We start from the raw sequence: 23,302 nt of genomic DNA on the forward strand, positions 1-23,302 counted from the left end.
GAATTTTATACATTTGGTCATGAACGCGGTTATGATTTTGATAACGCTTCCTCAATAGTCCCTGATACAATCTGGTTAGATTCAGATTTGGAGTGGATGAAGAGGAGGCGTTTTTATATGTCGTTTAAAGTTACCTTTATCGGTGCGGGCAGCATCGGGTTTACCCGGGGGCTGCTGAAGGACTTGCTGTCAGTGCCGGAGTTCCGGGATATCGATGTCGCTTTTACGGATATTAATGAGCATAACTTAGATATGGTGACCCAGCTTTGCCAAAGGGATATCAACGAGAACGGACTGAATATCGAAATTCAATCTACTTTAAACCGGCGGGCGGCGCTGGAAGGAGCGCGTTACGTATTTGTAGTGGTGCGGATCGGCGGGCTTGAGGCGTTCCGGACGGATGTCGACATCCCGTTGAAGTACGGAGTGGACCAGTGTGTGGGCGATACGTTGTGTGCCGGCGGCATCATGTACGGGCAGAGGGGCATTGCGGCGATGATGGATATTTGTAAGGATATCCGCGAGGTGGCCGAGCCCAATGCTTTGATGCTGAACTATGCGAATCCAATGGCCATGCTGACTTGGGCATGCAACAAGTACGGCGGCGTGCGGACGATCGGCTTGTGCCACGGGGTGCAGGGCGGCCATCGCCAAATCGCCGAGGCGCTGGGGTTGGAGCAGAAGGAAGTGGATATCATTTGTGCGGGCATCAACCACCAAACCTGGTATGTTCAAGTGAAGCATAAGGGCGAGGATATGACAGGGAAGCTGTTGGAGGCGTTTGAGAACCATCCGGAGTTTTCCAAGACGGAGAAAGTGCGTATCGACATGCTGCGCCGGTTCGGTTATTACAGCACGGAATCGAATGGTCATCTCAGCGAGTATCTGCCTTGGTACCGAAAGCGCGCGGATGAGATTATGGACTGGATCGACCTTGGCTCATGGATTAACGGGGAGACCGGAGGTTATCTGCGGGTATGTACGGAAGGCCGGAACTGGTTCGAAACGGACTTCCCGAACTGGATGAAGGAGCCCGCGATGGAGTATAAACCGGAAGCGCGGGGACAGGAGCACGGCTCTTATATTATCGAGGGGCTGGAGACGGGCCGAGTGTACCGGGGTCACTTTAACGTGGTGAACAACGGGGTAATCTCGAATTTGCCGGATGATGCGATTATCGAGGCACCGGGGTATGTGGACCGCAACGGCATCAACATGCCGAAGGTCGGCGAACTGCCGCTCGGCTGTGCCGCGGTCTGCAACGTGAGCATTTCAGTCCAGCGGCTGGCGGTGGAAGCGGCCATCCACGGGGATGACCGCCTGCTGCGCCAGGCTATGCTGCTGGACCCGCTGGTCGGTGCGGTCTGCAACCCGAAGGAAGTGTGGCAGATGGCCGACGAAATGCTCGTGGCGCAGGAAGCCTGGCTGCCGCAGTATGGCGAAGCCATTGCCGCGGCGAAGAAGCGGCTGGCCGAGGGTCCGCTGGTTCCGACACGGGATGGGTACCAGGGCGCGGCGCGCCTGAAGGTGAAGACCGTGGAGGAAATGCAGCAGAACCGCGAGGAAGCGAATCGCAACGCCGGCGAAGCCGACAAGGCCATGGAGCGCCCGGCCGCGGCGCACTAACATACAAGAACGCCACCTGCGGGTGGCGTTTTTTGCGTGCACCCACATAGCCGAGCGCCGCCCAAGGAGAGTAAAAACTACTCACCATCCCCCGTATGCCGACTAAGGAGGGTAAAAACTACCCAACATACACTGAACGCCAACCCAAGGATGGCAAAACCTACCCACAACTGCGCATGCTGCTCTGCTTTTACTGCCCCACGCAAACATTGATTACTTTCCTATATTCAGACTTTATTATTGACCGATGGATACATGACGGGTAGAGTGGATTTTAACGTATAAATGATAGAAAACCATCGGCGACATCGCCGTTTTTTGAAGGAAAGCAAGGTGTTAAGACAAATGGATGACAACAGGGCAGCAACTCGAGAACATGAACATGATCTTCATCCGGAAGGTCACGGAGAGAATGAAACTAGCCATTCCAGAACAGGGGACGCGTCTAACGCAGATAACACTGCTTACACCACGGCAGCATCCGGTTATTTGGGCAACCTCCTGCAGCCGCTCCGTAAGTCCAAAGCATTCCGCAGCCTCTGGCTGGGTCAGTTGCTTTCTGCACTGGGAAGCTCGGTCAGTATGGTGATTTTGCCGATCGTTGTCTACGCGATGACGGGGTCTACAGTAGCGATGGGAACGGTCATGGCCGTATACATGGCACCTTATGTGCTGGCGCTGCCTTTTGCGGGGCTGGTTGTGGACCGCATGAACCGGGTCAACGTCATGCTGGCTGCCGACGCCGTCCGATTCCTGCTGATGTTGGCACTGATGGGGCTGCTGCTGACGGAGCGCCTTACGATGCCCGTGCTATATCCGCTCATGGCCGTATACGGACTGATGGAGGGCGTGTTCCAGCCGGCTTATTCCGCGATGCGGGCCCGAATTTTCACACCCGACATTCGTAATGCGGCGAACGCGCTGACGCAACTCACCCACCAAGGGGTGCGGCTGCTGGGACCAACGCTGGGAGGCACCTTGGCCTATTCCGTTTCGGGAGGCTTAGGCTTCGGACTGGATGCAGTTACCTACTTGCTCTCCCTAATTTGTTTGTGGCAGCTAAAAGAAATCGGAACCAACCAGCTAACCCCATCCGGCGCCGCCGATAAGCCCAATTTCAAAAAAGATTTCCTCGAGGGCCTTCACATCCTCCGCCAAAATCCGTGGCTCTGGATTACGATTGCCGCTTTTGCCTTGGTGAATATTTTTTACAGCGGGGTCATTTCGGTGCTCGTTCCGTGGCTTTTTCAGGTTCATTATCAGCTTCCTTCCTATATGTACGGATTGGCTGTCACCTGTTCGGGGGTCGGGGGAGTTACGGCAGCCTTTCTTTTTGGGTCCAAAAGAAACTGGCACCGCCGGGGACTGCTTGCTTACGGAGGCGTGTTCCTTAGTGCTTTGGCGATGCTGATGCTGTCTTTTGTCTCGTGGGCACCGGGGTTGCTGGCCCTGATGTTCGTAGAGGGGTTCGGGATCATGATCTTCGCCTTGATCTGGGAAACCAGCCTGCAGGAGCTAGTTCCGGAAGAGGCATTCGGCCGCGTGGCCAGCATCGATCTGCTGGGTTCGTTCGCGCTCATGCCGCTCGGCTACCTGCTGGTGGGAGGGGTGGCGGATTCCATAGGCGGGGTGGCAGCAGTGGGCATCATGGCGGGCTTAGTACTGGTTATCGTGATCGCTGCGCTTTGTTCCCCAGCCATCCGTAAGTTTGATTAAGTTGTTTAGTGGTGAATTGTGATACCTTTTCGTTAATTTTATATCTATTATCCTACCGGTTACTTCCTTACTCTTGTTATAAAAGACAAGAAATGAGGGAGTCCAGTGGCAATTAACAATAAACTGAACAAAATCTGGTATGGCGGCGATTACAATCCGGAACAATGGGATCGGGAAATTTGGGATGAGGATGTTCGCCTTTTTCAATTGGCCGGGATCAATGTGGCTACGGTGAACGTGTTTTCCTGGCCGCTGCTCCAGCCGTCAGAAGACGAGTATGACTTCCGCCAGTTGGACGATATTCTAGACAACCTGCATAAAAACAATGTCCATGTATGCCTGGGAACAAGCACGGCGGCCCATCCGGCTTGGATGGCTGCACGATACCCGGATATCTTGCGCGTAGACTGGGAAGGCCGCAAGCGAACTTACGGCGGCAGGCATAATTCATGCCCTAACAGCCCGACCTACCGTAAATATGCCGCTAAACTTGCGGGTAAGTTAGCGGAACGCTATCGCAACTACCCTGGCCTTTTACTATGGCATGTGAATAACGAATTAGGCGGGTACTGCTACTGCGACAACTGCGCCAAAGCCTTCCGGGTGTGGCTGAAACGGCGCTACGGTACCCTTGAGCAGCTCAATAAAGCTTGGTATACGGCTTTTTGGGGACATACTTTTTATGACTGGAACGAAATTGTGCCGCCCAACCTGCTGAGCGAGGGAGTCCATTGGAATTACCAGCGGAGCAACCAGAACAGCATTTCCCTGGATTACTTCCGTTTTGGATCGGACAGCATCCTGGAGTGTTACCTGATCGAAGCAGAAGCGATTCGAAAGCATACGCCGGACATACCCATTACAACGAATTTCATGGGAACGTATAAGGAAATGAACTATTTTCAGTGGGCTCCTCATCTGGATATCATCTCCTGGGACAGTTATCCTGCGCCGAATCAGCCGCCCAGCTTTAACGCCATGACCCACGACCTTATGCGCGGATTGAAGAACGGCCGGCCCTTCATGCTGATGGAACAGACCCCGAGCGTAGCCAACTGGCAGCCATACTGCAAATTAAAAAGACCGGGTGAAATGAAAAAGTGGAGCTACCAGGCCGTAGCGCATGGTGCGGATACGGTCATGTTTTTTCAACTGCGCAAATCGGCAGGTTCCTGTGAAAAAATGCACGGGGCCGTCATTGAACACGCGGGCCACGAGCATACAAGGGTGTTCAGGGAATGCGCAGAGCTGGGGGCGGAGCTGAACCGGCTGGGCAATACCCTCATCGACTCCCGTATTCACGCTAAGGCAGGCATCCTCTACGATTGGGAAAACCGCTGGGCTGCTGAACTTTCGAGCGGACCTAGCAACGATCTGGATTATGTGAACGAAGTGCATAAATACTATAGCGCTTTTTATGAGCAAAGTATCCCCGTAGACATGGTAGGAATTGAGTCCGATTTTGGCCGCTATGACATTTTAATTGCCCCGTTACTATATATGGTGAAACCCGGACTTGCCGAGAAACTGGAGGCTTTTGTAAGCAGAGGCGGCACGTTCGTAACCACTTATTTTAGCGGAATCGTTAATGAGACGGACTTATGTTATACGGGCGGTTTTCCGGGACCTCTGCGGAACGTTCTGGGGATCTGGACGGAAGAGACGGATGCGTTGTATCCGGGAGAATCCAACTCCCTTGTGTTGACCCGATCTTACGGTGAATTAAAAGGAGCATATACTTCCGATTTTCTCTGTGATTTGATTCATTCGGAAGGAGCAGAGGTGATGGCGGTGTATGGCTCTGATTTTTACAAAGGCATGCCTGCGCTGACGGTGAACCGCTTCGGATCAGGTACCGCGTGGTATGTGGCGACTAGTCCGGAGGCATCGTTTATGCGGGGATTCATTAAACAGCTCTGTGAGGACAAAGGGATTACGCCGCTGCTGCCTCCTCAGGAGGGGATTGAGGTAACCTGCAGGGAAAAAGAAGGGGCAGCTTACTTGTTCATCTTGAATCATAACATGGAACAACGCACCATCGAGCTCCCGCCTGGCCTGGCTGCGGTCAAGGAATTGATCAGTGGAATCATGGTGAACAACGAACTGAAACTACCGCCGCACGGGACGGCCATCTTGCAGCTGCCCGTTCGATAAGGAACATTGCCAGGGTGTTTTTTATTCAGTAGAATAGGTCTGAACGATCAAGTCTTTACGATAAAGGAATGGCCTAATGACAACAACATCTGATTCTTCCGCAAAATTCGGGAACACGGGCCCGATCAGCCGCTCCAAGCGTCTTTGGCTGGCGGCAATCCTCGGCTCGTTATCCGCATTCGGACCGCTGTCGCTGGATATGTACTTACCCGCGCTGCCGCAGCTCGCGGAAGATTTAAATACCACAGCATCCTATGCCCAGGCCAGCTTAACCGCTTGTCTGGTTGGATTGGCCGCCGGGCAGCTGCTGGCCGGACCGATCAGCGATATGCGCGGGCGAAGAGGGCCATTGCTCATCGGCCTCATCTTATACGCGGCAGCCTCGCTGTTATGCGTGTTCGCGCCGTCCATAATCACGTTTCTGCTGCTCCGGTTTGTGCAGGGCTTAGCGGGCTCGGCGGGGATTGTCATTTCCCGGGCTATTACCCGTGATCTGTACTCCGGTCCGGAATTGACCAAGTTCTTCTCGCTGCTCATGCTGGTGAACGGAGCCGCACCGATTTTAGCCCCGATCTTCGGCGGTCAGCTGCTGGAATACATGTCCTGGCGGGGCGTATTCGGCGTCCTCAGCGGTCTCGGCGGCCTCATGCTGCTAGGTGCCCTATTCGGCTTGAAAGAGACGCTGCCTGCACAACGCCGCATTGAGGGAGGCCTCAAGGACCTGAAAACCGCCTTCGGCACGCTGCTGCGCGACCGTACGTTCATGGGCTATGCGCTGACACAAGGCTTTGTCATAGGGGCGATGTTCGCCTACATCTCTGGATCACCGTTCGTGATCCAGGATGTGTTCGGCGTATCGCCGCAAGGCTTCAGTCTCATCTTCGCCATGAACGGGCTGGGCATCATTACGGCCGGCCAAATCACGGGCCGCATCGCGGGCCGTGTGCCGGAAGCCCGGCTGTTCGCCGCCGGGCTCGCCATCGCCGCCACCGGCGGAGCGCTGCTTCTGGCCGCCGTGCTCTCCGGCGCCGGCCTGCCGCTGGTGCTGGCGACGCTGTTCCTCGTCGTGTCCAGCGTCGGCATCGTCAGCGCGTCCGGCTTCCCGCTCGCCATGTCCCGTTACGGCCATGCGGCCGGAACCGCGTCCGCGCTGCTCGGCCTGCTCTCCTACATCCTCGGCGGCGTACTCGCGCCGTTCGTCGGCATCGCCGGCCGCTACAGCGCCATGCCGATGGCCGTCGTCATCGCGTGTGCCGAAGCATGCGCCTTGCTCTGCTACTTCCTGCTTGTGAAGCGGGGCAGGCGCGAAAACTCATAACATGGAGCCTTCAAAGGGATCAATCCTTTTGAAGGCTTTTTTTAAGGCAGGAAAGTACGTTAGTCCTGGCGAACATGAGGAGGTGGAAGGAATTTCATAAGGGCGGGAGACATCAAATGAAATTAGCAAAGGTGAAACCAAATTCATCTAAAATACCAATCATAGCGGGGTTACTGCTTGTCTTTTTGCCAGGCGTTTATGAAGGATATCAGTATTGGCCGCACTATGAAAGTTATACCGCTATGGGCGAGTTGGTCGATGTGAAGCAATTGGGTATCCAGGGTTCCGTGCAATTCGTCTATCTGAAGGAGGGGGTCACGAGAAACAGGCAAGAGAAGAAAGAAGCTCAGAAGCTCATGCCCGATGCCCTTTTTGAAACAACCGATGCCGAAGCGCTCGACTATCTTCAGGAGGAAGCGGAGGAAGGGGAGGCGTACCGCTATGAAACGATCCGAAACGCGGTAGTTTCCACCTTAGGCCAGGACGGGGATGAAGCAAACGAAGAGTCGATCGAATTCAAAATTTCAACCTTGGACGACGAAGCTTCTATGTACATAGGTGATTCTTTTGGCTTAATGGTGGCAATTGGACTCTATGAAGAGGCGCACAATCTGGACTTTTCCTGGGGCGGCAGATTTACAATAGCGGGAACAGGCACGATGGAGGATGACCATACCGTAGGTTCGGTGGGCGGAATCCGGGACAAGCTGCGCACGGCGGAGCGGGATCGGGCAGAGTATTTCTTTGTTCCCAAAGATAAAGAAACTTATATGAATGAGGGGATGAGCAACGAGGAAGAGGCATTTTTGGCTGCAAAGGAGTTAGATTTGCAATTAAACATTGTGCCCGTCGTTACGCTGGAAGAAGCTATCACTTTCCTAAAAGATTTAAATTATATGACCATACCCAAAGGGGACTAAAGCGTGAACATTCAATCCAATACAGTAACTGTAATCTTAAAAATTCTATTGGCAGCACAAATCTTCCTTTCCGCGTCAGATCTCGTAATCAACATTGTTGCCTGGTACTATTTCAGCTGGTATGACGAACATTTGTATGCCTTCTACGGATTTATCTCATCACTTTCCAACCTATTTTACATGATCTCCATTCCCTTATTCTTGACCTGGATCTATACAGTCCATAAAGATGTAAACAGGATGTTTATGAACTACCCGATCTCGCCGGGGACGTCGATTGTGGGTTTATTTATGCCTTTATTTAATTTTTACTTTATGCCAAAAATTTTCCTTGCAATGGGCTCCGCTTTTCTCGGTAATGGTTCTGCCCGTACAGAAGGCCGTGCACTTCGCTGGCTTGCCCTTCCGCTGCTTGCGGTAATTTTATGTTCCCGTTTCTTTAATCGGCAAGTCTCTATGAGTGAAGCCCCTGAGTTGAGTCTGATCGTCAAAGCCGGAGTGACTGTTCTGGCCGCTAACTGCATATACATGGCAATCACCTGGTTAGTTTCGAGGGGAATTACTAGAAATACAAGAAGACAGATTTCACAGGAGGTTGCTGATATAGATACGGCTGCTGAGCAGAACAACTCGGTGCTTACTGCCCCTTAACGTGAAGGAGACTAGTAAATGAAGCAATATCACTTAAAACGGGATTCTTTTAACAAAGTCATGAAGAGTTACACCCCATTTATCGCAGCTACTCTTGCGGGACCGATCATTATGATGCTGCTTTTGTATCCATTGCTTGGAGACATTCTGGGGGCGGGCACCGTGACCACATTGGTATTGCTTTATTTTGCATATGCCATTGTCAGAATCCTGATCAAAATCAACAAAGCCCGAAGAGACTGGTTCAGCTACCTAATCATTTGGGATGAAAACTATATAACGAAGAAACAGCATAAAACGCAGGACCTCACGATTTTGATGTCAGAGATAACCCGGATTGTTCAAGTTGCCGGCGGTGTTTCCATACAGACAGGGGACCCCCAGCGATTTCTGTTCGTGTCCAGTGAGCTTGAGGAGTACCCGGGCTTTCTCGGCCGATTGAATGCCATTCACGTTATTGAAGTGAGCACGCTGCCTTCGATGGAAGTTCCCAGTATGTACACGATTACTCAGCATAGGAAACCCGCAGGAGTTCTGAAAATCCTGCTTAAATGGCTCCTCGTCACTGTTATCATCATCGTGATCTTTATCGCCTTCATGTCTCTGCTCATTTATAGTTTGGAGAACAATTTGCTATGATCTAACAACTCTTTACCGAGCTTTATATTAAGCCCATGAGGTGATATATAGTGAAAAAGCTTTCCTTTTTCCATAATTATGTATATTCTCCCCGTAACTAAGCACATTAAGTGGAAAAGTTCGGAGAGGATGCACGAATGGATTTCATCAAAAGCCAAGAGTCGTTGACCGCCCTAGAATGGATACTGCGCAGCATTGTCGGGTTTATCTTTTTGATCATTGCCGCCAAAATGATGGGCCAGCGCTCCATCTCCCAACTCCGGTTTCTTGATTTTATTATCGCGCTGACGCTGGGAAATATTATTGCGCATCCGCTGTCGGACGAACACCTTGGGATGAAAGGCTCGATGATCACGACAGTAGCGCTCGTCTTCTTATACATAGCTGCAATTTGGCTGAGCTTGAAGGTCCCGTTGCTGAAGCAATTTTTTGATCCTCCTGCAGTCACGCTAATTGAAGAGGGAAAACTCGATTACCGGAACCTGAAGAAAGCAAAATTGCCTATTGAATTTTTGTATGCGGAGCTGAGAAAATCAAACGTAGAGGATATTTCAAAGGTTGCCTATGCTGCCTGGGAGCCGGGGGGAACGCTGTCTGTCTTCGTAAAACCAGAGTATATGCCTATAACGCCATCCGATCTGAAGCTCCCCGCCCAGCCGTTTCATCTTACCAAACCGATTATAGCGGACGGCCACATTGAACATGCCCTGTTACGCGAGATCGGCAAAGACCGTGAATGGCTGAATTCACAGATAGGGCCCCACTCCTTGCACAACGTTATTTTGGCAACCGTCGACACCAATCTTACAATTCAAGTACACACGGTACGGACCACTCACTGATCAGTATATAGTAAGGGCAGTCGACAGAGTCAATCGGCTGCCTTTTCTGCATTGACAAGGGATTTATTATATAAAGCCTTAATGCAACTTAGCGTTGCGGGGGCAGTAACCAGAACGTTCTTTACATTTACAGTTACTTCAATAAATAATGGCTTTAGGTCAGGGAAAGGTAGTTGGTACATGAATTTTGGTTCGAAGCTGAAGGGCGAAAGAATGAGGAAAGGCTGGTCCCAAGAGGAACTGGCGGAACAACTGTTTGTAAGTCGACAGTCCGTTTCCAAGTGGGAGAATGGGCAGAATTATCCCAGCATTGAAATGATCATTAAAATAAGTGATCTATTCCACGTTACGATCGATGAATTATTAAGGGGTGATGAGGAATTGACAAAAAAAGTAATAAACGACAGCAAACAACTGGCTTATCCGAAAATAAAATTCACATTTGATGTCATTTTTCTACTTGGTGCTTTATTGTTAGTTATCAAACTAGTTGTTCTTATAGGAAACAGATTAACCTCTTTGGATCTTCCGTTACTGAGAGGGACGTTTTTCTGGAACTTCGGATCGTTGATTCTGATGGTCATTGGGGGGATAGGTTCGGGTATTTTTAAAGAGAAGTATAGTTCAGAGTAATAAATTAAAGACCCGAACCTGCCCCTAGGATCGGGTCTTTCCTTTAATCCGTAATATTCCGCGTATAGTACTCGATGATATCTTTGCGTCGAATAATACCGAGGAATACACGTTCGTTATCCACGACGGGAACGAAGTTCTGATCGGCTGCCAATGTCAGCATTTCGTCCAGATCGGCGCCGATGGTGACGCATTCGATTTTCATTCGTTTGTTAATGGAAGTGATGGGGACTTCATGCATATTTTCGAAGGTGAGGCCGGGGGTGGTTTTCATTTTCCACAACAAATCCCCTTCGGAAAGCGTTCCGAAGTAGACGCCATTCTCATCCAAAATCGGAACAGCTGTATAGTGGCATGCCTCCAATTTATCTAGGGATTCCTTCATGTTAGATGATGTCGTGAGGTATGAGACCTCGTCCTTGGGGTACAGAAACGACCGAATGTCCACGGGTTCACACTCCTTTGGGATCGTAGTACTGGAGGTGGCAACGGATGATAATGGTTTCACCTATTTTTATAAGGATATCACCATTTGGAAGTTATAAACAACTATGACGGGCATAAAGGGGACCATTTCTGTAACCATACCTGATTCTCATTCGTTTCACTTGTGGTCGTAAGAAAATATGGAGGAGCCCATATGAAACGAATAGCGGTCACTTTATTGATCATCTGCATATGCGTCTTTGGATTGTATGGCTGCAGTGATAAAAACAATACAACAGGCGGGGACCTGAAAGACAGTGCAGTTGTGGTCGTGAAGGGGAGCTTCTTTGAGAAACGACTCACAGAGAAGGATGAAATAAACAAGCTGGTTAAGCTTTTGAACAAAAAGAAAGCTGTTTCCACTCCAGAACTAGCCAAAGGCATAAAGCCTGAAGTTGCGGAGAATACAGTTCTATTTCATTTTCCTAGGGATGATTTTTTCTACATCGGTGACGGTTACGTGTACTATGGAAATGACGACAAGTACTATTCTGTCTCCAAAGATATTGAACAATTTTTTATCCCAGTTGAACAATAACCCCGAAGGTTGTGAGTGCCGTGGAGTATTTTGCAAAAGGATAACCATGCGGCAACCTCGCGTTAGCCGCCTATTCTTTCCGAAACCATATGCCTCACATGACCGGAATGTTTACTGTGATTGATAAATAAATCTAAAGATGGCTGACGGGTTTCTAGCGGCCATTATTAATTTTGACCCAGGAGGAAAAACCCGTGAACAACCTAGACATTCTCCTACGCCAACTCAGTGATAGAGATGCACGATTGTTACTCCATAATCTTGTGCAAACCTCGCATCGCTACGCAACCGAGGGGACTTCAGAGGAACAAAAATTTGCAGAACACCTTCTAAAGCTGCTTTTTGATCAAGCTCAGTCCATTCATAATGAGCGGACAAAAGCGGAAGCCCTGCAAACCCACGTTCACCTTGTGTTTAGCCTCTCTGACGCCGGGTCGCTGAAAGTGGCTCTTAGTAAAGTCGGAAAAAGAAGTTCATGCCAGGTATTAGCATTTAATGAGTTGTTTTCGGTAGGTCCAATAACAGATTTGGATACATCCGCCGGTCAGCGAAACAGGTTATTATGGTTGATGGAACACGATGGGGAATACAGATATGGAAACCATACCACTCGGGAGCATCAGCTCGAAAACTTGTGTGAAGCGCTCAAACGGATTCCCGAAAACAAAACCATTGTCATCTGGTGCGCGGATAACGCCCATGATCAGACAGGGCTGCGATTTGCCTTACATTTGTTAAGGGAGAGAGAACAGCCAGTTCACGTTGTGAATGTTACCGAGGTAGCTGCTGCCATGGGTTTTAGGAGCAAGAACGGTCTTATCCCTTATGCAATAGGCTTATTGAAGAAAGAACACTATGAGGAGATTTTGAGGCTGCATTATGAAGGCATCCCTCTTGAACCTGCCATGAGAAAACAACTGGAATCGGAATGGCTGAGCCTTGCGAAGCAAGATCATGTATTTCGTGTATGGCAAAATGGAAAGGTTACAGGCAGTGAAGCCAGCGAACTAGACGAGGTCATTGCAAACTCGGTCCGTGAACTGCAAGAAGATCAACATGACGGCGGCTACGTGAAGGCGGGGAGTGTCATCCTTAAGGTGTTTGAAAATTCCAGACAGCTGGTAGGGACTTTTTTTATCATCTACAGAATTTGGGTTTTAGTCGATGAAGGTGTTTTGGCTTTCCGAGGTTTCCCAAGTGCACCGCATCAATTTTCGGTAAGGTTGGTTGGCCAGGAGTGAATAATGAAGAGGATGAAGGAGACTCGCAAAGATGTTTATGGTCGCCACTCTTGCGGGACCGATCATCATGTTGTTCCTGTTGTATTCGTTACTCGCGGAAATGATTGGTGCGGGTACCGTGATCTTTTTATTCTCGCTCTATTTTGCATATGCCATAATCAAGATCCTTATCAGAATCAATAAAGTCCGAAAAGACTGGTTCAGTTTTCAGGACACTCGGTGGGAAAATGAGGCTGCCCAAAAAGCCGGCTATGAAGACATTTATAAAGAGGATGTTCTCTACGATGCCAAAATAATGAGCATAACTCCTGCTATTGATAAAAAATACGGCAATATTTATAACGCAACCATTTCAGCGAAAAATAACATGAACGGAACCTTTCAAATAACCCTGCCTGTAGTGAAAGATAAACAACAATGGAAGGTTCTCATTACTGGTATTGCATTACCGCCGGCAAGTCAGTAATAAGAAGAAATATGACAGTGCCCAAACAGTCTTGCTATCTCATGGAATCAGGGGTAAAATGAAATCATAAGAACATATGTTTCTATATTCGTGAAGCCAAGTTGACAGGGAGTTGGGACCTTGAAGTTCGATTTATCAGGTAAGGTTGCGTTAGTTACAGGGGCGTCACGCGGGGTTGGCAAAGGAATCGCGTTAGGGCTTGGAGAATGCGGGGCAACAGTTTATGTTACAGGCCGCAGCACGGTGGAAGGCCAGCTCGTGGACGGCCTGGGCGGAACACTGCAACAAACTGTTAACGAAGTTGAGAAACTAGGCGGGCGTTGTATTGCTATCCCATGTGATCACTCGATCGATGAACAGACGGAAACTGTTTTTCGGCAAATCTACGAAGAGCAGGGAAGAATAGATATTCTTGTGAACAACGTTTGGGCCGGTTATCAATTCATGCTGGAGAACCTGGATACGAATCCTGAATTCACATGGGAAAAACCTTTCTGGGAACAGCCCCGCTGGAGATGGGATGCGATGTTCCAAGCCGGCGTAAGAGCGCACTATGTATCCAGCCAACTGGCAGCACGCTCTATGGTACCTGCTAGAAGCGGACTTATCGTAAATATATCCTTTTGGGCAGCGCAGATGTATATGGCTAATGTCGCTTACGGCGTCTCCAAAGCAGCAACCGACAAAATGGTTCGAGATATGGCCCATGAACTCACCCCACACCAAGTCGCAGCTGTTTCCCTCTACCCAGGATTAGTCAGAACGGAAGGCGTTATGCGGGCGGCGCATGCCTTCGACTTAAGCAATTCCGAATCTCCCCAATTTATCGGCCGTGCGATAGCTGCTCTGGCTTCAGATCCTCATATTCTCCACAAAACCGGCAAAGTTCTCATTGCCGCTGATCTTGCATTGGAATACGGTTTTAAGGATATCGACGGCAAACAGCCCCGCCCTTTACGAAGGGAAGATTTATAAGGTAGGGGCTACTAAATATTAAGTATCCAGTATAGGCGGCCGGCGGCGCATTGTCGCTTGTTCGAAATTATAAGCGATACGAATTAGTGTCGGTTCGCTAAACGCTCTCCCGGAGAAAACAACCCCGAAAGGCCCCTGAGTAGAATCATCGTCTGAATCTATGATTTCTTTTAAATCCAGTAAATCTTAAATCGTCCCTCTAATTGAAGAAAATAACATACTGAATTAACTACCAACGGAATCGACACCAGATCTGTGAATAAGAAAAACCGGCCTACTGGCCGGTCCTCGTCTTTCAGGGGTGTACTATGATTTTCAGACTGACATGTTCTTCAAACACGCTTCAAGCCGATCAAGATTTTGCTCATTGGCTGGCTCTGCGACGTTTTTAATGGCTTTGAATACAGCAGCCTCTTCGAAAAGCTGGCTCCAAGTCAGTCTGGTTTTGCCGCCGAGATCCTCGAAGCTTACCGTAAGCTGGAAATGAGGGGCTCCAAGATGCCACAGAACGATCTGTTTAGGTCCAATTTCGATAAATTCGTTTATGTTGGGGTAATCCACTCCGTTCGGTCCATGCATTACAAATTCCCATATTCCTCCGGGACGGAATTCAAATTTGTGAAAAGTATTCGTAAACCCGTCCGGACCCCACCACTGGGCCAAATTTTCAGGTTTTGACCAAGCTACATAAACGTCAGCAGGAGCAGCATTGAGCACCCGTGTTGTTACAAGTTCATTTGGTTCCGTTGCGCTGTTGTCGGTGTTTGCTGAGAGGTTTTCCGTCATGCCTATTCCTCCTATGTATATGAACGCCGGTTGCCAAGTTTCATTCGCAGCAGCTTACCAAGCTTGTCCAGCATTTCTGTTGCCTGTAACTCTCTAATTAAGTATGGTGCCAGGAATTTCCTTATATTACCTCGAAACACTTATAACGATAACAGGTTTAGGAGGAGAGGGCAACGGAATGAGGTTATTTTGACGACTAGCTGAATACACAATACACATAGTACCAGCTAATGAAAATGATCGAAAATACATGGTTTTAGGGAGGGATCAAGATGGAACTTAGAGACACTTTCAATCAAGTGGCCAAGGAATATGATAAGTTCAGACCTAAATACCCAAGTCAGCTATTTACCGACATTTTAGAGTATGCGTGTATAAAACAGAACGATGACATACTAGAAATTGGCTGTGGCACAGGTCAGGCAACCCAAGGTTTTATTGAGTTAGGATACCGTAATTTAACTTGTATTGAGTTAGGACAAAATTTAGCAGAATTCACCCGTGAAAAATTTAAAGATGAAACTAGCCTTCGTGTAATTCATTCTTCTTTTGAAACATGGCAAAATGACAAAAGTCACTTTAAGTTAGCTATTTCCGGAACAGCTTTTCATTTTATCCAGCCACAAGAGGTTGGTTATCGGAAAGTGTTTGATCTTTTAAGCAGTCAAGGGTCGATTGCTTTCTTTTGGACTATTCATGTTCCTTCATCGGATGCCACTTTCAACCTTATCAGGGAATGTTACAGGGTGTATGCTCCGCAACTTGATGATTCAAAGAATATGACTATGGCGCAAGTCATTGATGAAAGATCTGCCCTGACTTTACAAGACGGACTTTTTAAAGATCTGGAGGTAAAGCAATACAGTTGGAATGATGCATATACATCTGATGAGTACATCTCATTATTGAATACGAATTCAAGACACAGGGTGCTCCCTGAGGATGTGCGCTCAGACTTGTTTAGCGGAATAAAGAAGATCATTGATCAGAACGGTGGAACGGTGATCAAGCCGCAAGCGGTTGCTTTGTTTTTGGCGAGAAAGAACGATTAGCTGCATTTTATAGAGTTTAAGGAACTAAAAATCGAGGATATTCGTTTTTATATATGATCAAATTGTGCAATATCAAGGAGGTCTATCTCTTGATTTATGTAGTAAGGCATGGTGAAACGGATTTAAACAGAGAAGGAAAGCTGCAGGGCAGAAAGGGTTTACCCCTAAATAATGTGGGAAGGCATCAAGCAATATTGCTAAGAGATAATCTTGAAAATGTAGTGTTTGACTATGTTTATAGCTCACCTCAAAAAAGAGCAATTCAAACAGCAGAGATAGCTACAGGTGCAAATGCAATAATTGACGAAAGACTCGATGTTTTTGATTTGGGCGAAGCTGACCTATTAAAAAAAGGAGAAGTCATAATGCAGGGAGTAGTTCCTGACTCCAGGCTCTATAAAGGAGTCGAAGAGATTCCTAATTTTATTAAAAGGGTCTTCTCCTTTATGTATGAACTTAATTCCAAGCATACTAACAACCATGTTAATATCTTCATTTCTGGACACAGATGCACGACAGGTTGTATTGGTGCTTTTTTTATGGGTATTCCCAACGATGGGAACATACTAAAGTTCTCGTCAGATAACGGCAATTATAAAATGTTTTCCTTCAAATAATCGTCTTCTTATTAATGGTGTTTACTATTTCAATCCTAAGGAGGACACTGCATGACTTTTAATTTCGTTGGCATCGACCACATTCAACTAGCTGCACCGAAAGGTTGCGAGCAAGAAGCGAGAAGTTTCTTTTCGGATTTGTTAGGGTGGACGGAAATACCCAAACCCGAGAATCTCCAAAAACGCGGCGGGGTCTGGTTCCAATGTGGAACGCACCAAGTGCATATCGGGGTTCAGGAAGATTTTGTCCCGGCAACGAAAGCTCATCCCGCATTCCAAGTGCAGCATCTTGCTGCATTGAGACAGTATTTGATTCAGAATAACGTTACCGTCATAGATGATGATGCTCGAGCAGAGGAAAACATTAATCGTTTCTATGTAAATGATCCGTTCGGCAATCGGCTGGAGTTTATGGAGATGCACCTGTAGTGGTTACTATGCGTTTTAGGGGCGATCATTTTGAACATAGATGAAACTTGGCACCGGCACCTTGGAGTATATGGGATCTGTTTAGATGAAGGTAAGTTACTAGTAGTCAAAAAGGGCCGAGGCCCGTACATCGGAAGATATGATCTTCCCGGGGGATCAGTGGAAGTAAACGAATCGTTACAAGAGGCCTTACAGAGGGAGTTTAGGGAGGAAACAGGTATAGACGTTCATGTTGCAAAACATCTTGGCGCTCGAGACTATATCATTCCTTACGAACTGCCAAACAGAGGAACTTCCCATATTCATCAGATCGCTTTATTTTATGCTGTAAAATCTATGGAGGGCACGTTTTTACCGCAGTCGGACCATTTTTATGGGCAGGATGCTTTGGGAGCTTTATGGCTTCCTATTCAAGAACTTACAACGGAACATTCGTCGCCACTTGTAGTGCAAGCAGTGGAATGGTTTGAGACAGGCCAAATCCCTACTGGCATCATGAGACTGGATGATTGGATTATGAACTCGAACGATTGGGAGAGCAAGTAGATGACGACTATACGATTAGCCACCCTAGACGACATAGAAGAGCTAGTACAAATGCGGTGGGATTATACTTTAGAGGAGCAATTATTAACCACGGCAAGTTTTGCTGAATTCCACGACACCTGTAGTACCTTTTTGAGAAAAGCCATGGAGAGCGGAGATTGGCACATTTGGGTTGCGGACATAGGTAATAGAATAGTTTCACACATGTATCTGCAGTTCATCCATAAGGTGCCGAGGCCAGGGAAATCCCCGGACCCTCGTTTTGGTTATGTAACTAATGTCTATACTCGTCCAACTTTTAGAGGGCAAGGCATTGGTACAAAAATACATATCGCTTTGGAAACATGGTCCAAAGAAAACGAAGTTGAGTTTCTAATACTTTGGCCGAGCAGTCATAGTGTAGAGTTCTATGAGAGAAATGGATTTGTTCGTTCTGAGGAAGCATTGGAGAAGCATTGGTGACAGCAATGAAAGGACGCAGAGGTGATTGAGTGAACAAGTCCAAACGATGTATTGCCATTGCAGCCATTTTATCCTTATCATCGGCATGCAGTACAAGTAATACAGTAATCCCGGAGACCCCAGTGCAAACAGCTAAAGGATCTCAACACCCCCGTACTAGTAACCCTACTGACGAAAAAAAGCCTACTGAGAAGTTCTCATACCTGAAGAAACTGTCACCACAAAAGCAAGAGGCTCTTATTAGATTTAAGTCGCAATCGGATATGAGAGAGTTACACAATTTTACTCCCGAGGAAATGGTGTTGGTTTACCTCTACAGTTTATCGATCGGCGACCCGGGTTTGCTGTACGATATCACTTATAATGGAGGGCAGCTTCCGGACAAGGATCAATTTTGGGACGAATATTTGGAATACGCACATACCTATGATTCGGAAACCGCAATCCATTACAGGTATTATGATTCCATTGAAGTGGAAGAAGGAACAGCTGAGGAGAGTAGGGTAACCGTAGTGATTATGGTGAGTTTAGAAACAATGACACATAGCATGGCTCTTGGGCTTCGAAAAGAAGATGAAGTTTGGAAGCTGGATATCTACCATTTGATTAAAGAACATATACATAAAGCGAAGGCTAACAAAAAGTGATGCACTCAATACATCGCCGGAGGGATGCTCATGCGTGTGGGGATCATCGGAGGAGGAATTGGCGGTTTGACGCTCGCGCAGGCTTTACGGGCACGGAATATAGACGTTGCCGTGTTTGAACGTGATGCGGCTCCCTCTAAAACAGCCGGGTACCGTCTGCATATAAGCGGAGAAGCATTAGCCGCACTGCGCGAAGGGTTGCCAGCACGATGGGAAAAAGCGGTGCGCGCCAGCGGTACGGGACCGGAGGCATTTCGTCAATTTTCTATTATGGACCACCGGGGCAAAACCCGGTTCCGAATTCCGGCACCCGCCGGCGAAGACCTTGCGATGATAGGAAGGGTACCGCTGCGGACGATCCTTTCGGCTGATCTAGGCGATATCGTAAAATGGGGAACGGTCTATGAACGTTACACAGAGCTGGATTCGGGCGTAGAGCTGCATTTTGCCAATGTTCCTGTAGAAAGAGTGGATGTGTTAGTTGGCGCGGATGGCGTTCGTTCGCTCGTTGCCCGGCAGCTGTTAGGAAAGTCGAGCTCGGTACCGGCAGGAATCGTTGGAATTGCAGGAAAAACAAGGCTAACGAACGGTCTCCGTGGAGATATATTTGAAGACCTGTTTCGAGGACCGGGCTTCGCTATTGGGCCGAAGGGAGTAGGGGCGTTTATTACGGTTCATGCGCCTTCCAGGGATGTCTTATACGGGAACACGGGAAATGAACTGATTCATCCTGAAGAGCCTTACGTAGTCTGGTCGATGGCTGCGCCGCCTTCTGTTTACCGAAGCAATCCTTTGAGCCTGACGTCTCGCGAACTTATCCAGGAGACCTTATTTCATATACGCCGCTGGGAACCTGGTTATATACGAATCGTCGAACAAGCTGTCCCCGAAAGTGCTGCTGCATTTCCATTCTCGTTCCCATCGGCTTTAGGGCCGTGGACCAGTCCTCGTGTGACCTTGATCGGGGACGCAATACACCCCATGCCTCCAACGGCCGGGTTAGGTGCAAGCACGGCGATGATCGATGCTATCACCTTGGCAAAGTCGCTTGTTGCTTCAACCGATGTGCCTGCCGCATTGGAAGCTTATCAAAAGGCGATGCTTCAGTACGCGCCGCGCGCAGTAGATGAGGCGAGACCTCCGTTATTATGGCAGCGTCGATTCGCCAATCCATTGCTTCGTGTCTCCGCTATGCACGTCTTTTTTCCTATTGCTGATGCCCTTGTGCGGGCGAAAACTTTTATGGGTTTCTAACAATAGAACGGGAGGAACGCTATGCGAACCATTCAGTTTGACTTTCCTGTAGATGAAATTACGTACAAGGTAATCGGTGAACGCCAATTGAAACTGAATACTTTCTGGCCGGAACTACGTGGTTTGAACCGGACTGCGATCCTATTTTTTAATGGGGGAAGCTTCAAAAAGGGACCGTTAACACCTGCTCAATTCCAGCACCAGGCACGATATTTTGCTTCAATAGGGATCGTTTCGATGTGTGTGGATTATCGGAATGGCTATGACGAGCGATTCACTCCACTCCAGGCAATTAGTGATGCCAAAAGTGCGGTTCATTGGATAAGAAACCATGCGGAAGAGTTAGGCATACATCCAGATCAAATTGTGATGTGCGGTGCATCAGCTGGCGGCTATACTGCTGTTTCGTCCATTATGTTTAAAAGTATCATGGATGATCAAAGTGTTGACCATGTTCCCAATGCTTTGGTCGTTTTTGCTGCGGGAATGGATGCTGTAAATATTTCGGAGAGACTTTTCCCTCAATTGGTTGAACAGGCGAAGGATTTTTCCCCGATTCACCGTATCCAAAAGTGCCTGCCGCCCACGTTATGGATGTGTGGAACGTCGGATGAGCTATTCCAACAAAACAGTGAATTCGTAACTCTCATGCAGCAAAAAGGCAATGACATCACCTTTGTTAGTTATGAGGGTATGGGGCACGGGTTCTTCAATTACGGATGGCATGAAAATAAACCGTATAATGAAACCACTCAAAAAATTGAGGAATATTTAAAAACATTACGATTTATGTAATCGAGATGGGGGGTAGCCTTTGATTAGAGCTTACTGGAATTACTTTCTGTACGTTGTAAATCACAAAGTGAATGTGATGATCGAGTGTTGGAAAGAAGGGCTGTACGTCCAAGGGATCGTCCATGACCTATCTAAGTTTTCACCGCTAGAGTTTGTTCCATATGCGAAGAAATTCTATTCAGGAAAGCCGTTAAGCCCCGAGGACGGACTAAAGTGGGACTATGCGTGGCTGCATCATCAGCGGAAAAATAAGCACCATTGGGAATATTGGGTCATTAACCCCATCTCCAAAGAGGCTTTGCCTATGCCCAAAAAATATGTAATCGAGATGGTTTGTGACTGGCGCTCGTTTTCAAGGAGGTGGGGGAGGAAGGTGAAACCTACCACACTTAACCTCACGGACAGCATCATCGTGCACCCTGATACAAAGAAAGAGCTAGAATTGTTAACTTCCCGAGAAGAAAAAAGTTCAGCACCATGAAATAAAATAAAGCTGTCAAAAAGGTTAGTTACCTTTTTGACAGCTTCTAGCAAATTTTTAATCTCTTATTGGCCTTCACTATACCTTTTGAAATTATCCATAAACGCCTGCCAGCCCGCTTGCTGCATCTCAGCAGGATTTTCGGATTCGGCCTCAAAGGTTTCAACGATCTTGGTGCTGCTGCCTTGGGCAATAAAAGTGACCGTCACTTTCCGTCCGTCTCCCAGGGTGTAGGCAAGGTATTCGTTTTCTCTCACTTCGTCATAAGTCCCGCCAAAATCAAACCCAAAGCTTCCATCTTTAGCTTCCATTCTAGTTAAAAACGTTCCGCCAACTCTTACATCATTCTCCGCGCGCGGCGCATGCCAGTCGTTAGAAGCAAAAGACCATTGTATGATATGTTGCGGCTCTGTCCAGTTTGCCCATACTTTTTCGATTGGGGCTTGTACTGTGGTTTCGACCGTTAGGGTTACTTTATCACCTGTTTCCATTCCTGTTACCGCCTCACTTTTATAGAATTGAGTTTCTGGTTAATTATACCATCATTCAAACGGAATACGAAAGATTCTTTGAGCATGTACAAGTAACTTCCGGACCTGTTGAACGTCTAATTAGCAAGGGGGCTGTGTTATGAACAAAATGCTTGCCGTACTGTTGCTGCTGATTTTCTTTGTATTGTTTGCTGGGTGTAATGTGCTTACTGGACAAGTGAATTTGAATAAGAGTAAAGCAGCCAGTATCAAACTGGACTGCACAGAGTTATGTAAAACCCGAGGGATTCCATTTGCAACAAAGCGTTTTACCGAACAGAAGGATATTGAAGTGTTTGTGAGGGCTATCAACAAAGCTGAGAAAATTCAAGGCGAGATAGATTACGCGGCGTTGTTCCACATGAAGGTCAACTACAAGGATGGTTCGGTTACAACCTATCATTTGAACATAGATAATAGATCCGGGAGTAGAGGTTTACTTGTCGAAACTTCCAATACCAATCAGGGATATAGCATCCCTAACGAGGTGACAGAGGAGCTTTACAACTTGATAGTAGGGGAGATCTTATGATTACTCATTTTGCCGAGCTTCAGTTGCAGACTGTATCCATTTCTGGGGTAAAACAGTTCTACTCTGAGCTACTGGGAATTTCTGTGTTGTTCGAGAAAGAGAATGAAATCAGCTTCCGGCCGACCGAACAGTTCAGTCTAACATTCAAAGAGGCAGCCGAGCCGCTGGCTCCAGCTCATTTTGCTTTTGAGGTGCCATGGTCGGAGTTTGAACTTGTAGTGAGTCGGCTAGCGGGCAACGGTATAACGCTGCTGAAATGGCCTGATGGAAGTACAGTCGAAGAATCGGAAACGACCCGGAATGTTTACTTTCGAGACGGAGACGGGAATCTGCTCGAGGTGATCGCACACAGTTATATTAAAGAGGGAGTTCTTCCTCCTGAAGGAGAGATGAAGATTTTGTACCTCAGGGAAATTGGCTTTCCGGCAGACGATGCTGTGGATTTTAGGGAGTTTGTTGCGGATTTGTTAGGACTCCGAATAGACAAGGCGGCTGATAATTTTGCTTTTGCTATAGGCGGTACCGCCCACATGGTCATTCCCTCCAAACAAAGAAAGTGGATCCCGATTGCCATGGTCGCTTTGCCGCCAGTTATGAGTGTGACCTTCGGTGTGAGCAGCTTGGATTATATTAACGAGGTTAAAGTAAAACTGACTGAAAGAGGCATGAAGTCGCGTATGGAAGATGGCCGGCTTTCTTTTCAATATAAAGAGTATCCAGTTAGTTTAGTGGTTACGGATTTTCCGGAAGCTTTGCTTGAGCGGTTGGGTCTGCCTTTTGCGAAGTGATGCTTGTGGAGGGGGAAAGGTTGGAGACATGACAAGCGAAACATTCCAAGAACTTAACCAATACATAGAAAGTACAAAAGAGAAAATTTCCGCTTCTGCAGCTTCTGTCTTGATCATTAAGAATGGTGTGATTGTTAACGAGCGGTATTTGGGCAGTCACGACCATACTCCCCAAAGC

General features: G+C 47.8%; 27 protein-coding genes. 24 read left to right on the top strand and 3 right to left on the bottom strand.

Translation table 11 applies throughout. From position 1 onward, the window contains the following. Nucleotides 1–117 precede the first annotated feature (117 nt). The 9 genes from melA (at nt 118) to ACFSUF_RS21390 (ending at nt 10,499) form a co-directional block, all read left to right on the top strand. Entirely contained in the window at nt 118–1,626 is a 1,509-nt protein-coding gene (gene melA / locus ACFSUF_RS21350; RefSeq protein ID WP_377606392.1) for an alpha-glucosidase/alpha-galactosidase, read from the top strand. A 345-nt stretch (nt 1,627–1,971) separates the two neighbouring features. After that, on the top strand, nt 1,972–3,342 hold the full coding sequence (locus tag ACFSUF_RS21355; RefSeq protein WP_377606394.1) for an MFS transporter: 1,371 nt from the start codon (nt 1,972–1,974) through the stop codon (nt 3,340–3,342). A gap of 105 nt (nt 3,343–3,447) precedes the next feature. Continuing rightward, entirely contained in the window at nt 3,448–5,496 is a 2,049-nt protein-coding gene (locus tag ACFSUF_RS21360; protein ID WP_377606396.1) for a beta-galactosidase, read from the top strand. 76 nt (nt 5,497–5,572) lie between these two features. After that, on the top strand, nt 5,573–6,814 hold the full coding sequence (locus tag ACFSUF_RS21365; protein ID WP_377606398.1) for a multidrug effflux MFS transporter: 1,242 nt from the start codon (nt 5,573–5,575) through the stop codon (nt 6,812–6,814). A 116-nt stretch (nt 6,815–6,930) separates the two neighbouring features. Continuing rightward, nucleotides 6,931–7,734, top strand: coding sequence for a hypothetical protein (locus tag ACFSUF_RS21370; protein ID WP_377606400.1), 804 nt, complete (start codon nt 6,931–6,933; stop codon nt 7,732–7,734). 3 nt (nt 7,735–7,737) lie between these two features. Then, a complete protein-coding gene (locus ACFSUF_RS21375; RefSeq protein ID WP_377606402.1) occupies nt 7,738–8,385 on the top strand; it encodes a hypothetical protein in 648 nt (215 codons plus the stop codon). 18 nt (nt 8,386–8,403) lie between these two features. Continuing rightward, a complete protein-coding gene (locus ACFSUF_RS21380; RefSeq protein WP_377606403.1) occupies nt 8,404–9,024 on the top strand; it encodes a hypothetical protein in 621 nt (206 codons plus the stop codon). A gap of 137 nt (nt 9,025–9,161) precedes the next feature. Then, nucleotides 9,162–9,866 carry a DUF421 domain-containing protein gene (locus ACFSUF_RS21385; protein ID WP_377606405.1) on the top strand — a complete coding sequence of 235 codons (705 nt, stop codon included), beginning with the start codon at nt 9,162–9,164 and terminating at the stop codon, nt 9,864–9,866. 180 nt (nt 9,867–10,046) lie between these two features. Then, on the top strand, nt 10,047–10,499 hold the full coding sequence (locus tag ACFSUF_RS21390) for a helix-turn-helix domain-containing protein (protein ID WP_377606407.1): 453 nt from the start codon (nt 10,047–10,049) through the stop codon (nt 10,497–10,499). Between the two features lie 43 nt (nt 10,500–10,542). On the opposite strand, the gene ACFSUF_RS21395 is transcribed toward ACFSUF_RS21390, so the two are convergent. Then, nucleotides 10,543–10,947, bottom strand: a complete 405-nt coding sequence (locus ACFSUF_RS21395; RefSeq protein ID WP_377606408.1) for a CBS domain-containing protein — start codon at nt 10,945–10,947, stop codon at nt 10,543–10,545. A gap of 192 nt (nt 10,948–11,139) precedes the next feature. On the opposite strand from ACFSUF_RS21395, the gene ACFSUF_RS21400 reads away from it, so the two are divergent. From ACFSUF_RS21400 to ACFSUF_RS21415, 4 genes are all read left to right on the top strand, one after another. Continuing rightward, nucleotides 11,140–11,523, top strand: coding sequence for a hypothetical protein (locus tag ACFSUF_RS21400; protein WP_377606410.1), 384 nt, complete (start codon nt 11,140–11,142; stop codon nt 11,521–11,523). A 194-nt stretch (nt 11,524–11,717) separates the two neighbouring features. Further along, nucleotides 11,718–12,764 carry a DUF1835 domain-containing protein gene (locus ACFSUF_RS21405; RefSeq protein ID WP_377606412.1) on the top strand — a complete coding sequence of 349 codons (1,047 nt, stop codon included), beginning with the start codon at nt 11,718–11,720 and terminating at the stop codon, nt 12,762–12,764. 31 nt (nt 12,765–12,795) lie between these two features. Then, entirely contained in the window at nt 12,796–13,230 is a 435-nt protein-coding gene (locus tag ACFSUF_RS21410) for a hypothetical protein (RefSeq protein WP_377606414.1), read from the top strand. Nucleotides 13,231–13,350: 120 nt separating this feature from the next. After that, nucleotides 13,351–14,205, top strand: coding sequence for an SDR family NAD(P)-dependent oxidoreductase (locus tag ACFSUF_RS21415; RefSeq protein WP_377606416.1), 855 nt, complete (start codon nt 13,351–13,353; stop codon nt 14,203–14,205). Nucleotides 14,206–14,520: 315 nt separating this feature from the next. Here ACFSUF_RS21415 and ACFSUF_RS21420 read toward each other — a convergent pair whose 3' ends face one another. After that, nucleotides 14,521–14,991, bottom strand: coding sequence for an SRPBCC family protein (locus ACFSUF_RS21420; protein ID WP_377606418.1), 471 nt, complete (start codon nt 14,989–14,991; stop codon nt 14,521–14,523). 272 nt (nt 14,992–15,263) lie between these two features. Here ACFSUF_RS21420 and ACFSUF_RS21425 point away from each other — a divergent pair, with 272 nt between their 5' ends. The 9 genes from ACFSUF_RS21425 to ACFSUF_RS21465 all read left to right on the top strand — a co-directional run bounded on the left by ACFSUF_RS21425 (nt 15,264) and on the right by ACFSUF_RS21465 (nt 21,274). Further along, the gene (locus ACFSUF_RS21425) at nt 15,264–16,043 is read left to right on the top strand and encodes a class I SAM-dependent DNA methyltransferase (protein ID WP_377606419.1); all 780 of its coding nucleotides are present in this window, start codon (nt 15,264–15,266) and stop codon (nt 16,041–16,043) included. A gap of 89 nt (nt 16,044–16,132) precedes the next feature. Further along, the gene (locus ACFSUF_RS21430; RefSeq protein ID WP_377606421.1) at nt 16,133–16,660 is read left to right on the top strand and encodes a histidine phosphatase family protein; all 528 of its coding nucleotides are present in this window, start codon (nt 16,133–16,135) and stop codon (nt 16,658–16,660) included. 51 nt (nt 16,661–16,711) lie between these two features. After that, entirely contained in the window at nt 16,712–17,089 is a 378-nt protein-coding gene (locus ACFSUF_RS21435; protein WP_377606423.1) for a VOC family protein, read from the top strand. A gap of 30 nt (nt 17,090–17,119) precedes the next feature. Next, nucleotides 17,120–17,635, top strand: coding sequence for an NUDIX hydrolase (locus tag ACFSUF_RS21440; protein WP_377606424.1), 516 nt, complete (start codon nt 17,120–17,122; stop codon nt 17,633–17,635). Next, the gene (locus ACFSUF_RS21445; RefSeq protein ID WP_377606426.1) at nt 17,636–18,097 is read left to right on the top strand and encodes a GNAT family N-acetyltransferase; all 462 of its coding nucleotides are present in this window, start codon (nt 17,636–17,638) and stop codon (nt 18,095–18,097) included. 29 nt (nt 18,098–18,126) lie between these two features. Beyond that, the gene (locus ACFSUF_RS21450; RefSeq protein WP_377606428.1) at nt 18,127–18,744 is read left to right on the top strand and encodes a hypothetical protein; all 618 of its coding nucleotides are present in this window, start codon (nt 18,127–18,129) and stop codon (nt 18,742–18,744) included. 30 nt (nt 18,745–18,774) lie between these two features. Further along, complete coding sequence (locus ACFSUF_RS21455; protein WP_377606430.1) at nt 18,775–19,998, top strand: FAD-dependent oxidoreductase; 1,224 nt, start codon at nt 18,775–18,777, stop codon at nt 19,996–19,998. A 21-nt stretch (nt 19,999–20,019) separates the two neighbouring features. Beyond that, nucleotides 20,020–20,793 (top strand): alpha/beta hydrolase, encoded by a 774-nt coding sequence (locus tag ACFSUF_RS21460; RefSeq protein ID WP_377606432.1) that lies wholly within the window; start codon nt 20,020–20,022, stop codon nt 20,791–20,793. Nucleotides 20,794–20,812: 19 nt separating this feature from the next. Next, nucleotides 20,813–21,274, top strand: a complete 462-nt coding sequence (locus tag ACFSUF_RS21465; protein WP_377606434.1) for a DUF5662 family protein — start codon at nt 20,813–20,815, stop codon at nt 21,272–21,274. 65 nt (nt 21,275–21,339) lie between these two features. Here the strand turns inward: ACFSUF_RS21465 and ACFSUF_RS21470 are convergent, their stop codons facing one another. Continuing rightward, nucleotides 21,340–21,765, bottom strand: coding sequence for an SRPBCC family protein (locus ACFSUF_RS21470; RefSeq protein WP_377606436.1), 426 nt, complete (start codon nt 21,763–21,765; stop codon nt 21,340–21,342). A 139-nt stretch (nt 21,766–21,904) separates the two neighbouring features. Between ACFSUF_RS21470 and ACFSUF_RS21475 the strand changes: the two genes are divergently transcribed. Then, nucleotides 21,905–22,336 (top strand): hypothetical protein, encoded by a 432-nt coding sequence (locus ACFSUF_RS21475; RefSeq protein WP_377606438.1) that lies wholly within the window; start codon nt 21,905–21,907, stop codon nt 22,334–22,336. Further along, nucleotides 22,333–23,124 carry a VOC family protein gene (locus ACFSUF_RS21480; RefSeq protein WP_377606440.1) on the top strand — a complete coding sequence of 264 codons (792 nt, stop codon included), beginning with the start codon at nt 22,333–22,335 and terminating at the stop codon, nt 23,122–23,124. Before ACFSUF_RS21475 ends, ACFSUF_RS21480 begins: the two co-directional genes overlap by 4 nt. The last annotated feature ends 178 nt before the right edge of the window (nt 23,125–23,302 follow it).

Source organism: Paenibacillus gansuensis, assembly GCF_042684925.1.
In the GTDB taxonomy this organism is placed as follows: Bacteria; Bacillota; Bacilli; order Paenibacillales; family DY6; genus Paenibacillus_N; species Paenibacillus_N gansuensis.